We start from the raw sequence: 13,345 nt of genomic DNA, 5'->3' as shown, positions 1-13,345 counted from the left end.
ATGATCGCGTCAGCCAGCCGCCTGCGCATGGTTGCGATTGAATTTGGAATGTGACGCTCAGGCCGTAATGGCAGCTCCTCTGGGTCGGTAACCGTCGGGAACGGCAAGTTGCGAGAAGAGAGCGGTGGATTGAGATGCTGAGGGGGGAATCGTCTCCCGTTCGGAGATCAGGAATCCGTAGGCTGCGATGCAGAGCGTAGCGTGATGATGGAAGCCGCGCCAGCCGCGCCCCTCAAAGTGTCCGAGCCCGACCTCCTGCTTCAGCTCCTGATAATCGCGCTCGATGCGCCAGCGCAGTTTGGCCAGATCCACAAGACGAGCGAAGCCAATATTCTCCGGTAGAGTTGCGAGCCAGTATTTTGTCGGCTCCTCTTCCCCCTTCGGCCATTCGATCAAAAGCCATTCTTCCGGCCAAGGTTCGCTGCGGTTGAAGTCGCGATGCGCGATGCGAATGCGCAGCCGCGCAAAACGCGATTTGAGAGGCGCATTGCTTCCCTCGCGCCAAGTGATCGTCCGCCAGAGCTTGGCCGGAAGGCTGAAGGCAAGGTCCTTGACCTTGATCGGTTGGTGCTCGGCATCGCGGCGCAGCTGTTTGGTCGGCCGGCCGCGGCCCGGGACGTAAGGCTTAGGCGGCAAGGGCCCCGTGCCAGGCGCCCACACCGTGGTGTTCGAGAGTATGCCGGCAATGTAGGGCAACCCAAGCGCCGTGATAGCCCCGCGCAGATCGATGTGAGTGCCATAGCCCGCATCCATCAGAACCGCTCCGCGCGGCAAGCCCGCTGTGCAGGCCGCGCGGATCTGATCGAGCGCGATCTCGGACTTGGTCTGAAAGCCGATCTCCTCAGGCACGCCCACCTTCTTGCGGCGGGTAGTATCAGAGGCCCAGCTTTCCGGCAGATACAAGCGATAGGCCACCGGCAGACTCGCATGAGCATTGGCCAGCGACAGCGATACCGCGACCTGGCAATTGTCCTGCTTGCCGAGTTGACCGCAATATTGCCGCGCCACCCCCACCGAATGCGTGCCCTTCTTGGGAAAGCCCGTGTCGTCGATGATCCATGCCTCGATCGGCCCGTGCCGCTCGATCGCGGGCAGCACCATCTCTTGCACCTTCGCCAGCACCTTCTCGTCCGACCAGCGCCCTTCGCCAACGAAATGCAGCAGCGACTGATGTTGCGCCGCCGTCCGTTCCGGTGCCGTTACCGCCGCCATCGGCTCAACCCTCTTGCGTTCGCAGGGCATCATCAGCCCCAGGCAATAATCTCGTAGCGGTTTGGCTCGGTCTGCGTGACCGATCACGCTCACAAGCCCCTCGACATAGGCCGAAAACCGCGTCTCACTGCGCTGTGCTTGAAGATCCATCCCAGCCCTCACATGCTGAAAAACGAATCTCCTCAAGCTACCTGCGTCCGGTCGCCATTAGAATGCGACTTTCTGATCCCGGTAGGGACGCTCATTGCTGAGCGCCCCCCGGACAGATCCGGACATGCAGCTTTCCCGCATCCGGCTCCCACCTCGGGTGCTTGACGGCGAAGCGCTGTTCTGGCCAGGGGTGAAGGATCCTCGCTTTCGGGAGCCAGTCATCCGACAGCTTCGTGATCCGCGCCCAAGTCAGGTGGTCCTTCTGGCTGCGTCGCCTTAGCGAGCGCCGCCATAGGTCGATGACGTGGTAGCGGAACGCCTCCAGCACGCGCCCATTGGTCGGCACGGCATGGTAGGCGAAGAAGCCGGTGACGACTTGCCTCAACCATTTCCCCTGGTCGGGGATCGGCTGATGCCGCCGTCGTCGCATCTCATCCTTAATCTCGCTGAGTTTCGCTTGTATGCGGTCGCGTCGCGACTTCCGCTTGAGCAGGAAGCCGCCTCGGCGCGATGTGCCGCAGATGAAGCTGAACCCGAGGAAATTGAAGGTCTCCGGTTTGCCGAGCCCGCGCCGCTCGCGATTGGTCGCAGCGCGGCGGCCAAACTCGATCAGGCGGGTCTTTTCCGGATGGAGCGACAGTGCGAACTCCTGCAGTCGCGTTCGCATCGCGTCCCAGAAGCGACGGGCGTCGTCCTCATGTTCGAAACCGACGACGATATCGTCGGCGAAGCGCACGATGATCATATCGCCCGTAGCGTCGCGCCGTCGCCAGCGCTCGGCCCAGAGATCGAACACAAAATGAAGGTAGACGTTGGCGAGGAGCGGCGAGATCACCGAACCTTGGCCCGTTCCCTTATCATTGGTCGTGACGATTCCGTCTTCAAGAACGCCCGCCTTAAGCCATTTCTGGATCAGGCGGATGATGCGTTTGTCGCCGACCCGATGCTCAACGAAGCGGGCCAGCCAGGATTGGCTGACCCCATCGAAGAACGACCGAATGTCGGCGTCCAGGATGTAGTTCACCTTCGTGCTGTTGATCCCGGCAACCAGGGCGTCCAGCGCATCATGCTGGCCGCGCCCGGGCCGGAAGCCATAGCTAAATCCGAGGAAGTCCTCCTCGAAGATCGCGTTCAGCACGGCAGCAGTTGCGCGTTGGACGATCTTATCTTCCAGGGCAGCCACTGCGAGCGGGCGCTGGCGGCCATCCGCCTTCGGAATATACCGGCGGCGGCTTGGTTGCGCCCGGTACGCTCCCCGATGGACCCGTGCGTGCAGGTCTGCGATCTTGCGATCGAGATCGGCCTCGTAGTCCCGCCACGTCACCCCATCCACTCCAGGCGCCGCCTCCCGCTTAAGCGCGAAGAACGCCGTCCTGAGCATAGGCAGGCTGAGATGGTGGTAGAGCGCGGTGAACCGTTCCTTCTTCCTTTGCCTTGCGGCTTGACGTACGCGCTCCAGCGCCTGTGACACGCTTTCCCGGTCCTGCGCCCGGCGCGTGCTGAGCTGGTTCGCGTTCCCCTTGGCCCACGCCCTTCGCTCCACCGACTCCGCCGCCGGTCGCCCGGCTTTGTTCGTCAGCTTCGTTGCTAGTATGGCGGGGTCTGACTTCTCGTGTCCGTGCATCACCGGCTACGGCTCCTCGCCTTCCCGGTGCGGGCCGGGGCGGCCGAACCGTCCCCCGGTCAGACTCGAGATCTCCCGGTTTCCGCGCAAGGAACGTCCATACATGCCAGGGTCTACGACCACGCCGGGACGTCCAGGTGCTCGCGTTATCGCACCCGTCCGCGTCGCCTTCCGCTCTGAGTACAGCGTCGGCTCCCGGGACAATCTTCTTTCGCGGCTCAATGGCTGGCCTGCATGCTCCCCTGCCGACGCTTCGCCAACGCCCTCACGGACGCTGCCGCACGGCTCGGGGCCGATGTGGGGCGCTACTCCTTCATCGTAATGGACTCTCACCATCTATTCCTTGCCGGCCTCCCGGCGCACACTCAGTAAGACTAGGGACAGACGTGGAGCGCCTGTGGAGCCATCCGGCAGCCTCGGTTGCGACACGAAAGCGGATATTGAGAGCGATTCTTGAAGAGATCATCGTCACCGTCGAGCCAGGAGTATTGCACCTCAAATTGCACTGGAAGGGCGGCGACCACACTGTGCTCGAAGTTGTGAAGAACCGGGCCGAACAGCATCGGTGGAAGACCAATGCTTCAACTGAGCAGCTGATCCGTGATCTGGCTCGTTTGCTGCCGGACGGGAGCATTGCCTCCGTTCTCAATCGGCTTGGCACACGCACGGCTAAAGGCAACACGTGGACCCAGCAGCGCGTTTGTGTCTTCCGCAACGACCACAACATTCCTGTTTACCGAGATGGCGAACGCGCCGAACGTGGGGAGCTGATCCTGCATGAGGCAGCAAGCCGTTTGGGCCTCAGCAAGATGACTGTGGTACGATTAATCAAGGATGGTGTCTTGCCGGCAAAACAGAGTTGCGTGGGCGCACCGTATGTGATCCGGGAGATTGACCTGAATCGGCAGGAAGTCGGTCATGCGGTGACGAATGGTCGCGCAGTATCACAAGATCCGCGGCAACGAAGCTTCGATTATCAATGACATAGCGAGATGTGCACCATGTCACCAACCCGATAAGGTCAACAACAACGTGCTCGGTGTGGACTCACAGTTCGGGCACGTAAATATCCGGCTTTCGAGCCCTGTGCCCTCTGGTTCGATGCGTTACGAGCGCCGCACCGCTTACAAGCGGGACGTTTTATCGATTCCGGGAACATACGCATATCCAACCCCGAAGGAGGCTGGGAGCGACTCCGGTGAAAGCCCCCTTTCCCGCCACAACAATTAATCTGGTTTGTTTGTCGGGTCTGCAACATACCCGACATAATCGTTTCGGCATGGTCAGCAAACCGAGACGCCGCCCCGCCGGCTGTCAGGTCGCTCGGTTGACAAACGCAAAATCCGAGTCACGCTTGGCCTCTTTTTGATTGGCCATTTGCATGACGTATCGGCGCCGAGGCCCTGGTTGGGTTGCCGCCATTTTCATCACCGCGGTGATGTGGCTCTCCGTCGTTTCAGCGTTCATGACCTTGTGGTCCTGTGACGCTGCCGCTCCGTAATTTCCCGGAGCAGAAATAGTGCCCGCTTGCTATTGCTGGTGCCAGCAGCCGAGGTGAAGCATTTCAGCACGGACAAGCATAATCTGACCGGTAAGCCGCAGAGCAAGCTGCGGCCATTCCGTTTGTGGGTAGCGAGCGCTTCGCGCTGACAGAAGCTCCAGTCCGCGCCGGCCGCCCAGCGCGAGCGACCGGCGACGGAAGGAGGATGACCTGCCTTCGGGGCTTTGGGGGCATAGAGGCCAGGCCGCCTCGCATGCAGTCCAGCACGCCTGGGTCAATGTTGTCTACCCGCAAAGGTCCGCGTATCGACGGTCTGACGAGGAACGTTCGGCGAGGGCGGCGCGTTTCGGGCCATGGATATCATCTACTGGATCGCCGGTTTTGCCGCCGTGGTCGTACTTGCCGCGGTCGCCTTCGCTCTCATACGAGAGATGCGCTGAGTTTCCACCAGCGCTTCGCGCGATCTATTGTTCATCTGACTTTGGCTTACCCGTTAGATCGAGCGGCTGCTCGCCGTGCATATGCGCCATCACCTGGCCGAGGTCGCGCATGTCAACCAGGGCGCCGCAAACCGGGCAGTTGCCGAAATGCTCGATCTCCGGCCAGTTCGGATCATCCATGTCGACGCCGGTGTAGCGCGGCAACTGCTGAGAGCTTTCGACATCCGCCTGAAATCCCTCGGGAAGATCCGGCGCGGTGGACTCATCGGATTGATTGCAGACCGGGCATGCCGCTCCGGCAGCGCCGCAGGTACAAGCGCGCGCGCCTAACCACGGCTGGTCCGGATGCTCCTCGCACACCCAATGACAGTTGTCGCAGCGGGCACACCACTTCATTGCAGGTCCTCCCTCTGGGCACAGAAACCAGCACGGGAAAGGTCCGGGAGGAGATTCCCGCAGGGGTCCTGGAATTGCTACCATGCCGGGGCTGCGCCCGGACAAGGTCCTGCGCCTCTACAAGGATCTTGGCATCACCTCGCTTGACGAACTGAAAGCAGCTACCAAGCAAGACCGGATCAAGAAGGCCAAGGGGCTCGGTGCGGCAGTGCAGACGAAGATCCTGCACAATCTCGAAACTGCAAAGGGCAGCGCGGGGCTGCTTCATCTGCATCGCGCCGCCGCCCTGCTCGAGCATTCGAAGAAAACTCTCGAGAAGACACAACCCGAACTGAAGCACGTGACCATAGCCGGCGACTTGAGACAGAGCTGCGAGCTCGTCGGAGAGCTCGCCCTGGTGGCAGAAACGCCGGTTTCGGAAAGAACCGACCATCCGGGATTCGTCGGGCCTGAAGGTTTACGTGGCCGACCGCAAGCACTTGGGCGCTCTGCTCCTCCAGGCCACCGGATCGGCCGATCATTTGGAAGGGCTCCGGTCTCTCGCCGACACGAAGGGCATGAGGCTTGAGGTGCACGGGCTCCACAAAGGCCGAACCGTGATCGCCGCCAAGGAGGAGGACATCTACCGAGCTCTTGGCCTTCTCTTCATCGAACCCGAATTACGCGATGGCCGCGGCGAAATCGAGCGCGCGCTAAGAGGCAAGCTGCCGAAACTGGTTTCGATCATCCCGATTGAAGGGACGTTCTGAGGGAGCCCCAGGTACCATGTCTGCGTCAGGATCGACGCCGCAAGGCCGATGCCGCGCGGGCTCGCTTCACGCGAGCCTGCGTCCGGACGTCTCAAGGCGCCCCGGGGCAACCCAGATCACGATAGAAGCTGCTGAACTTTTTGCGTCAAAAGCGGATCATGCAGACATACCGCCCATTCCAGCAGCATCTGGCGCACCGTGGTTGCCAAGATGCCATGAAGCGCCATCCGATCCAGAGCAAGTGAACGATCCGCATCGACACGCGTCGCGATCAGGTCCGAGAGGAGGCGTACGTCATATCCACGCTCGGCGGCCTGCAGAGCGGCAATGAAGATATCTTCTTCGAGCCAACCTCCTCCAAAGAAAATGATACCGGTCTCGCGTGAAGCCAGATTGTCCGTAAACCGCCGATCGTGCCAAATGGAAAGAGCGTCTACGTCCAGCTGCGTCATCGAGTGCACGAGTTGCTGACCCTTAATCCCGAACGGCTGGCATTCGCCGATGAGGGTCGACGCGACGGCGAACATCTCCAAGCCCGTCTGCAGCAACGAGAAACTGACGTGCCGCGGGGCAAGACCGGCCGAAGCCGGCGTCTCGCCGCGCGTCATATTGATCAAAACCACCCGACTATGTCGTGGGTCTGCAAGCATCTACGTGTCAAATGACCTTGGCTGGATGCTGCTCACGGGGCATCAGGCGGCCGCGTTAACAAGATCCGATGACACAAGCACGGGGCCGTTGACGTCGGCTTGTTCGTACATCCTGTGAAGCGTTTGTTCGGACATGTCGAGAAAGCCGGCGACCGCCATGGTCGATCCGACCTGCCGCGGTGCAGCGATCCGCCTCAATGGCCAGCCCGCTCGCCGAAGAATGCGCTCCATACGTGTATCAGTGACTGTCACGATGCTGTCTGCGCGCGCGCCGCGTACTGCCTCCATCATGGCGGCGAAGAGGATAAACGTTGCGCGGTTGAGACTATTGGGCGCCTGCTCCGCGACAAGACTGGTGTCAACGCAAAAGCGTGAGCTTTCGAGAATTCTTTCGTCATGCGGCGCTGGCGACCCGCCGAGCAGAACGGGAAAGGTGTCGGCCAACATGGTTGGTCCGGTCGTCGGAAGCAGACGAACCGAACCAACCGGCTCTCCGGCGTCTGCCATGAGAATGAGATAAGTCGGCCCGAGAGTGTCATACACATCGAGCTCGAATTCACCCGAGACCGACACTGACCAGTCGAGGCGGTCCTTGAAGACACGGCGCCGCAGCCGATACATCGCCGCGAGCAACTCCAGATGACGACCAAATTGAGAGGTGTGAAGTGCGATGGCATGCATAGCGACCTCCTGAAATTATCGGGAGGCCTCAAAACCAGAAAGAGAGTTGCTAATCGCCTGTCAAATTTTACAGGTAACACTTATTCAGTTTGATTACGCTAGACCTTTTTGGACAGAACACAATACAACATGCCCGGCGCGACGAGCGCCAGGTCTCTTGTGCATCTCGCGAAATGGGAGGGTGTGGATGATTAGGACAACAAACCGCGCCGCAGCGCCTCGGCGACGCATTGGGCAATAGATGCTGCACCTAGTTTGCGGTGCGCGTTCTCAAGATGAAACAGGACAGTGCGCGGCGCAATCTGGACCAGCACCGCGATATCCGCGACTGTTTTTCCCTGCGCAGTCCATGCAAGGCATTGGCGCTCGCGCTGAGTGAGTTCACTTTCGGAGAGTTTAGACGCCATTGACGTTGTCGCCGACCTTGGCATCGACATGGTCAAGGCCCGTGCGAGCGGATATATTTGCGGCCGTCCGCGCCAGCTCGCGCGCCTCGAGCATGTTCCGCGCGAAACGCACCTGTCCGCCTTCCTCTCGCGCCAGCCCCTGCTCGATCAGCCATTGCCGTCTCGTTCGGAGCGCCGTCTCGACTTCCGCGCCAAAGCCGGTCGCGAACTCATCGGGCTCCTTCCCAACGAGCCTGCGATCGAGCCAGATTGCCCCCAAAGCCTGCGGCAGATCTTCAAGCCTTTGCCATGACAGCACCGCGAGCCATGAGCAAACGTAATCGGCATGACGCACGGTCGGCACGATGCCGAGCGAGGCACAGCAAAATGCCGAGGCTATCTCGGCGATGATCTCCTCGAAGCGTATTTCTTCGTACCGAAAGCACCTGACAGATCGCGGTTGAGACGGGTAGAATGGCCGCTGGCATGCGCCAATTCGTGAAGCGCTGTCCGATGCCATTTGATCAGTTCGAAATAGGCAGCCGGTTGCCGCACCTGAACGTAGTCCTCGGAAGGACAGTAAAAGGCCTATTACCGCCAATCCGGAAATCGATGCCGCTCGCAGCGATCAGCGCTTCGACCTGCGGCTCTATCACGCGGCAAATTGCCGGCACGGAGGCGACCTGAGTCATTTACCTTCTATGTTGTCGTACCAGTCGTGTCCGGTTGAAGACGTCGATGTGGGAAACCCGACTACAGCAGCTAAGTCATTTTCCGCGGCTGCTGCGGCAAACACGTGGTTTTTCTCTCTTCAAGCGACGCCCGCAGGCCTTCGCGTGCGGCACGCCGATTGCTGAGATGAAAACCGCCGCACAAAAAACGTGGCGAGCTGGCCCCAGGAGTTCACAATGAGACTTGCTTCATTGACCCTGATCAATGCGGCGTTGAAGCTGGTCGTAACTGCACAACCGGCAGAGATCAATGTGGCAGTCGCCGCCAAATTCACCGAACCGACCAACGAGATAGTCGCGAGCATCAAGCGGACTCCTGGTCATCATCGGCGTTAAGCTTCGGCGCGAATGGCCAATGTCATAGCCAAATTATGCAAGGCGCGTCATTCCAGATCTTTTTCTCGGCCGAGGATGCGCGACCAAAGGAGCTGGTCGTGGATGGGATCGCCGTACCGGAAAGCCGCCTCATCTGCAATACCGGAAAGCTCGTGCTTTGGAAGAAGCCTGCGGTTTTCGTGAATGGCGCGGAGATGCCCAAGTCGGTGGCCTTCGCAGAACTGTCGATCTGCAATCCCGCCACGACGCTTTATGACGTAGTCGCAGTGGAGGCGGTGAGTTCGCCCGGCGTTTCTGAGACCATGCATCCGAAGGGCGTCGAGGGCGCGAATATCACGCGGGCCGATCAATACGAGGCGGGCTATGACGAGCTCGCCTTTGTTGACAATGAGGCCGCCTCGCGCTGGCTGATGCGGCAGGAGCTCGATAGACCCATTCGGCGAGGTGCCGCGCCATTGAAGAGCGGCGCCGACAGCAAAGCGGCGCAGGGCTTCATTGACTTTCCGAAAGGGCCGGAGGCTCACGCGATCATCGAGCGCTACGGTTAGATGCCCGAGAACCAGAGTTGGACCGCATGAACATCGTCTCGGCTGGCATCTGCCCGTCGGCTAGGCTGACGGTCAGGCTCGCCAGCCTCACGACCGTGGTCCTACCGCATTTGCACGCCGTTCTCTTGGCTTGGTGATCTTCGATTTTTCTCTGATCCTAGCCATGGCTCTGATCGATAGCGCAGCGCAGGGATATGGTACGGATGACCCACTGGAGCAAACCAAAACCACGCGTGATTGAAGGCGGTAAAGCCAATCGCCATTGCGTCCTGATGCTTCGCAGCTGCGGACCGCGTGGAATTTTTGGCCGCTTGCGGCGATCCTCCTCAACGCGCTCCTCTGGGCCGGTATCCGCTGTGTCGTCGGGGCGTTCTTATGAGCGAGATGGCGTGACCGAAGCAGCAAAAGCTAGCGCCACATGGTTGGCGCGTTGGCAAACGCCCTCTGGCCTACACCCCTCTCGTCGACTGACGCTTCTCCGAACGAGGCCCACGATGCAGCGTATGCAAGTTAACGAACGCCACACACGCACGCCCGGAGGTTGTTGACCACGCTGTTCCAGAACCACAAAGAGCGCTTTTGATCTGGACGCGCGGCAGTTCACAGTGTCCCACTTCGCGCACCGCTTTCGCCGGGTCCAACGGTGAAGCTCACGTCCCGCAAAGCCCAAAATTCCCGGTAGTAGCGACGCGGGGTCAAGCTCTTGCCGGTGATGCGGGCGAGCGGAGCGGCTGCCCGCTGCAAGCGGGGCACTATCGATTGCTTAAGGCGATTGGGCGGAGATTCGAAAATATGATAGCATTTGCTCAGCCTTTCGACTGCCACGAGAGCGTCAGAGGACATCGGCGAATCCTTTCCGTGTTTTCTGAAACGATCCGTATTCTCCTCGCCCCGCAGTCTTTCCAGCGCGATGCGGATCTTCTCCTCCGCTGAATACTGTCGGCGTCTGGCGCCGAATGTCCTTTAGCACTCGTTCTGCCGGCGCTTTGCCCGGCCCGGATTTCTGTTTCATCTTCGCTCCTGGTGGCTACGATGAACCAGAATCCTCCCTCCGCAATTGGCGAGAGTCTCCTAGGCTCCGCCTGACGCCTCATCACTGATTTGGCTAAAAAGCAACTCCCATTTCTGGGAGCGCTTCGGCGCGCTTCGCGCCTATTGCTCGGCGGTTGCGGATGATAGGGCCTGTGCCGCTCAGGGTTGATGGTCTGGAAGTCGGAATCGACGGCTGCAGTGAAACTGAAGCGCCTACTTTGGATCGTCAATCCTAAGAGCCTCATGCAGGCCGAGGTACCCATTTTAAGGTCCCTCGGTTGGGGCGTTTTTCATTCCGAAGGTTCTGCGGGCCGATAGCGGCTTCCGCAGCGGCCGCGTCAGGCCGAATACGTGCCAGCCTTGGCATCGCCCGGAAGCCGACCTCTCCGTCCTAGAGAGCGTCACCAGTTTTACGGGCGAAACAAATGGTCCGATGATGTTGCCGAGATCATCAACCGGCACTTCGAGGTGGCCATTATCCACTTTTCGGGATTTCCACCGAAACAACCTTGGAGGCCGCCAACAAAGTTTTCGAGGGCGCGTCTTCCGGCGAGGCGTTTGGCCGTGAGGCGCCGCAGTCCTACAGCGGGCGCGCGATCATCATTCCGGCCAGCGCGACCTGATGGACCGCATCCGTGCTCTCGGCGCTCGTCTGGTGTTCGCCCAATGCTACGACCCGATCGTCAGTGGGTGAACGAGTCCCAGATGCCGCGCGCCAAGACGATCTTGATTCCTCTGCCAGGAACGATCTTCAAGCAAGCCAACACATGGAAGGGAAGCGGCGGCTGATCGAGCGCCGCTTTCATACGTCCTTTTTGCCGTACGGCAATCCGGTGTTCATGTTGCGCGCAGAAAAACCTGATCCTCATGGCCTGCCGGCCCTAATGTGGCCGCGTAGTTCACGCCGTTGAGAGAAAACTTTGTCTCCGGCTGAGACGCACTCGGCAGCAGGTTATGCAAGCGCATTCCTTGCATGAAGTCTTCCGACGCCCAATGGGGGCCGTGCTGGAAGTCCAGGGGGAGGTACATTGATAGATTCGGCAGCGGACCCGGCTCGCAAGCCGACTGATCTGCCGGGCCTGAACTAGATGCCAGTCCCAACGGCGCGGGTTCATCAGCATTCAGTAGCCGCCAAAGCTCCTTCGGAGAGAACTGCTCAAGATTTAGAGCGAAGTACTCTGGACCGGCGGGGACTGGCGACGGGATGGATCGATCATCCAGCATTCGCTGAAGCTCGCCTGGAGAGAACTGCTCTGGATTGAAAGTAAACTCTTCTGGATCGACGGAGAGCGACTGGGCAGCGTGATCGTCCTGTCGTCCGCGAAGCTCGTCATGCAAGTCCCTTTCCAGTCGCTCAAGCTCCGCTGAAGGGACGGAGACTGGGGACGGGATGGATTGATCATTCAGATGATCCAGCACTCGCCGAAGCTCCTCCGGAGCAATCTGCTGTGGATAGAACGCGACGTGCTCTTGGACGAAAGCCGACGGGGCGGATTGATTATCCCGCCGTCCCTGAAGCTCCTCTCGTCGAGTGTCAGCTTCCTGCGACCCGCTGTACTGCGCAGCGGTGGCGCCGACGCGCCTCCGCTCCATCACTACCGCCTCTTCGGGATTGATGAGGGCCACGTTCAAGGCGTGAAGATTCAGCTTGGCGCGGCGTATGATCGGCGCGGCTCCTGACCGCAAGGTCCGGAGATGGTCTAATGCCCTAATGAGGAGCCTCGGATCACCCTTTCCGATGTACTCGTGCACGTCACTGCCATTCAGCGAATTACTGTCGAGCCGAGCAACAATGCTCGGTTTCTTTTTTGCGAAGAGCCAGCGGCTAAAGCCAAGAAGAGAACTTACATACCGCTCGGCAGTGACTTTGGCGCTCCCGTCCTTGATGAGGGCCTCCCCAAGCCCGAAAATCGCGGGAGCATCATCGGAATAAAGAGGCCGCCTGTCGTGCCGTATCAGAACCCCCGTTGACTGGGCCGGCTGCAGCGCCGAGGCTGGCGGCATTGCTCCACCACCTTCACCTGAATTGGCGATCTCGCTCAGCTGCCGCTCAATGGCAACGCCTTGCGGATTGTTTGCGGTCCTCGGCCTCTTCGCTGCTCTCAACCCAGCTGTATCACGCTCATCGTTGATGAGGACCTCCTCCCTTGGCAGGATATTGCTCCTTGCAATTGCACCCATCAGCCCGTTGGGGGACTGCTGGCCGTCGCTAGACACATTGGTACGGAGGCCACCGGGCGGCCCCCGATCGGGCATCGCGGCACCGGCTGGGCGCGCCTGGTGCAATTGCTGCTCAAAGGCCCCTTGGCCGACGTCGCTCGCTTCGGGCTCGTGCGAGACGGGGGGCTCTACCTGCGGCCAACCTCTTACATTGAATGAGTCAAAATTGTGCGGGTCCATCGCAGCCTCACGTTTACAAATCACCTGAGCAACCTTACTCGGGCAAGCTTTCGAAAACCTGACGAGGCCGTCGCTCGTCAAGTAATGCATCGCCACATTCGCAAAAAACGAGACTGCTCAATGGTCAATCATGGTGTCGAGGATAGCCACAGCTTGCACGACGTCGAGGCCATTCTCCTGTGCCGCCGCTACTGTCGTCGTTCGACGCTGCGTGTTGTTGTGTGTTCAACCGTGTCTGGTTGAAGACATCCATGTCTGGAGCCAGACACCAACGCAAGTAATTCGCCCGCTCGGCGCGAAGCACATGGTCTTGTCCCCTGATCAAGCAAGGCTCGTACCAAGGTCTTGGTCGGCAAGCCTGAGCCTGCGCCAGATCGGCTACGCGCTTCGGAAGTACGGGATTGTAACCAATCTGCCCTGATCCGGACTGTTGAGCTTGCGAGAATCTGGCTCGGTCTGTTCTACGCCCACCTCCTGACGAAGCAGCTTCACACTTGCAAATCTGCACA

The 13,345-nt window shown here is 60.0% G+C and carries 14 protein-coding genes and 2 pseudogenes; 5 read left to right on the top strand and 11 right to left on the bottom strand.

The window, feature by feature from the left end:
• Positions 1-57: 57 nt before the first annotated feature.
• A complete protein-coding gene (locus tag RX328_RS09345) occupies positions 58-1,362 on the bottom strand; it encodes an IS701 family transposase (RefSeq protein ID WP_213253660.1) in 1,305 nt (434 codons plus the stop codon).
• A gap of 91 nt (positions 1,363-1,453) precedes the next feature.
• The gene (ltrA, locus tag RX328_RS09340) at positions 1,454-2,986 is read right to left on the bottom strand and encodes a group II intron reverse transcriptase/maturase (RefSeq protein WP_213253659.1); all 1,533 of its coding nucleotides are present in this window, start codon (positions 2,984-2,986) and stop codon (positions 1,454-1,456) included.
• Positions 2,987-3,372: 386 nt separating this feature from the next.
• On the opposite strand from ltrA, the gene RX328_RS09335 reads away from it, so the two are divergent.
• On the top strand, positions 3,373-3,969 hold the full coding sequence (locus tag RX328_RS09335; protein WP_213253658.1) for an excisionase family DNA-binding protein: 597 nt from the start codon (positions 3,373-3,375) through the stop codon (positions 3,967-3,969).
• Positions 3,970-4,300: 331 nt separating this feature from the next.
• Here the strand turns inward: RX328_RS09335 and RX328_RS09330 are convergent, their stop codons facing one another.
• Positions 4,301-4,453, bottom strand: a complete 153-nt coding sequence (locus RX328_RS09330) for a hypothetical protein (protein ID WP_213253657.1) — start codon at positions 4,451-4,453, stop codon at positions 4,301-4,303.
• A gap of 498 nt (positions 4,454-4,951) precedes the next feature.
• Complete coding sequence (locus tag RX328_RS09325) at positions 4,952-5,323, bottom strand: hypothetical protein (RefSeq protein ID WP_213253680.1); 372 nt, start codon at positions 5,321-5,323, stop codon at positions 4,952-4,954.
• A gap of 82 nt (positions 5,324-5,405) precedes the next feature.
• On the opposite strand from RX328_RS09325, the gene RX328_RS09320 reads away from it, so the two are divergent.
• Both RX328_RS09320 and RX328_RS09315 read left to right on the top strand, forming a co-directional pair.
• On the top strand, positions 5,406-5,891 hold the full coding sequence (locus tag RX328_RS09320; RefSeq protein ID WP_249726803.1) for a hypothetical protein: 486 nt from the start codon (positions 5,406-5,408) through the stop codon (positions 5,889-5,891).
• On the top strand, positions 5,785-6,072 hold the full coding sequence (locus RX328_RS09315; RefSeq protein WP_244608649.1) for a hypothetical protein: 288 nt from the start codon (positions 5,785-5,787) through the stop codon (positions 6,070-6,072). The genes RX328_RS09320 and RX328_RS09315 overlap by 107 nt, the downstream gene beginning before the upstream one ends.
• 116 nt (positions 6,073-6,188) lie before the next feature.
• Here RX328_RS09315 and RX328_RS09310 read toward each other — a convergent pair whose 3' ends face one another.
• The 5 genes and pseudogenes from RX328_RS09310 to RX328_RS43335 form a co-directional block, all read right to left on the bottom strand.
• The gene (locus RX328_RS09310) at positions 6,189-6,695 is read right to left on the bottom strand and encodes an isochorismatase family protein (RefSeq protein ID WP_057901290.1); all 507 of its coding nucleotides are present in this window, start codon (positions 6,693-6,695) and stop codon (positions 6,189-6,191) included.
• Between the two features lie 69 nt (positions 6,696-6,764).
• The gene (locus tag RX328_RS09305; protein WP_057849745.1) at positions 6,765-7,403 is read right to left on the bottom strand and encodes an acyl-homoserine-lactone synthase; all 639 of its coding nucleotides are present in this window, start codon (positions 7,401-7,403) and stop codon (positions 6,765-6,767) included.
• Between the two features lie 191 nt (positions 7,404-7,594).
• The gene (locus RX328_RS43340; RefSeq protein ID WP_213253656.1) at positions 7,595-7,810 is read right to left on the bottom strand and encodes a helix-turn-helix domain-containing protein; all 216 of its coding nucleotides are present in this window, start codon (positions 7,808-7,810) and stop codon (positions 7,595-7,597) included.
• On the bottom strand, positions 7,800-8,153 hold the full coding sequence (locus tag RX328_RS09300; protein WP_410734054.1) for a DUF3363 domain-containing protein: 354 nt from the start codon (positions 8,151-8,153) through the stop codon (positions 7,800-7,802). The genes RX328_RS43340 and RX328_RS09300 overlap by 11 nt, the downstream gene beginning before the upstream one ends.
• A 6-nt stretch (positions 8,154-8,159) precedes the next feature.
• Positions 8,160-8,344 (bottom strand): annotated as a pseudogene (locus RX328_RS43335) (zincin-like metallopeptidase domain-containing protein); the annotation flags it as partial.
• Between the two features lie 353 nt (positions 8,345-8,697).
• On the opposite strand from RX328_RS43335, the gene RX328_RS09290 reads away from it, so the two are divergent.
• A complete protein-coding gene (locus RX328_RS09290; protein WP_244608765.1) occupies positions 8,698-8,856 on the top strand; it encodes a hypothetical protein in 159 nt (52 codons plus the stop codon).
• Positions 8,857-8,891: 35 nt separating this feature from the next.
• Positions 8,892-9,404: a molybdate ABC transporter substrate-binding protein gene (gene modA / locus RX328_RS09285; RefSeq protein ID WP_249726800.1), complete on the top strand. Its 513-nt coding sequence runs from the start codon at positions 8,892-8,894 to the stop codon at positions 9,402-9,404.
• 855 nt (positions 9,405-10,259) lie between these two features.
• Here modA and RX328_RS09280 read toward each other — a convergent pair.
• Both RX328_RS09280 and RX328_RS09275 read right to left on the bottom strand, forming a co-directional pair.
• Positions 10,260-10,416, bottom strand: a pseudogene (locus RX328_RS09280) (IS3 family transposase); the annotation flags it as partial.
• Between the two features lie 857 nt (positions 10,417-11,273).
• Positions 11,274-12,926, bottom strand: coding sequence for a hypothetical protein (locus RX328_RS09275; protein WP_249726799.1), 1,653 nt, complete (start codon positions 12,924-12,926; stop codon positions 11,274-11,276).
• Positions 12,927-13,345 lie beyond the last annotated feature (419 nt).

It is taken from the genome of Bradyrhizobium sp. sBnM-33 (assembly GCF_032917945.1).
GTDB lineage: Bacteria > Pseudomonadota > Alphaproteobacteria > Rhizobiales > Xanthobacteraceae > Bradyrhizobium.
The sequence above is the reverse complement of the archived record's forward strand: the minus strand, read 5'-3'. Positions and strand labels throughout refer to the sequence as shown.

Excerpts from the sequence above, each read along its gene's own strand:
- RX328_RS09345 (WP_213253660.1), bottom strand. The coding sequence starts at position 1,362 with ATGGATCTTCAAGCACAGCGCAGTGAGACGCGGTTTTCGGCCTATGTC.
- ltrA (WP_213253659.1), bottom strand. The coding sequence starts at position 2,986 with ATGCACGGACACGAGAAGTCAGACCCCGCCATACTAGCAACGAAGCTG.
- RX328_RS09330 (WP_213253657.1), bottom strand. The coding sequence starts at position 4,453 with ATGAACGCTGAAACGACGGAGAGCCACATCACCGCGGTGATGAAAATG.
- RX328_RS09325 (WP_213253680.1), bottom strand. The coding sequence starts at position 5,323 with ATGAAGTGGTGTGCCCGCTGCGACAACTGTCATTGGGTGTGCGAGGAG.
- RX328_RS09320 (WP_249726803.1), top strand. The coding sequence starts at position 5,406 with ATGCCGGGGCTGCGCCCGGACAAGGTCCTGCGCCTCTACAAGGATCTT.
- RX328_RS09305 (WP_057849745.1), bottom strand. The coding sequence starts at position 7,403 with ATGCATGCCATCGCACTTCACACCTCTCAATTTGGTCGTCATCTGGAG.
- RX328_RS43340 (WP_213253656.1), bottom strand. The coding sequence starts at position 7,810 with ATGGCGTCTAAACTCTCCGAAAGTGAACTCACTCAGCGCGAGCGCCAA.
- RX328_RS09290 (WP_244608765.1), top strand. The coding sequence starts at position 8,698 with ATGAGACTTGCTTCATTGACCCTGATCAATGCGGCGTTGAAGCTGGTC.
- modA (WP_249726800.1), top strand. The coding sequence starts at position 8,892 with ATGCAAGGCGCGTCATTCCAGATCTTTTTCTCGGCCGAGGATGCGCGA.
- RX328_RS09275 (WP_249726799.1), bottom strand. The coding sequence starts at position 12,926 with ATGCATTACTTGACGAGCGACGGCCTCGTCAGGTTTTCGAAAGCTTGC.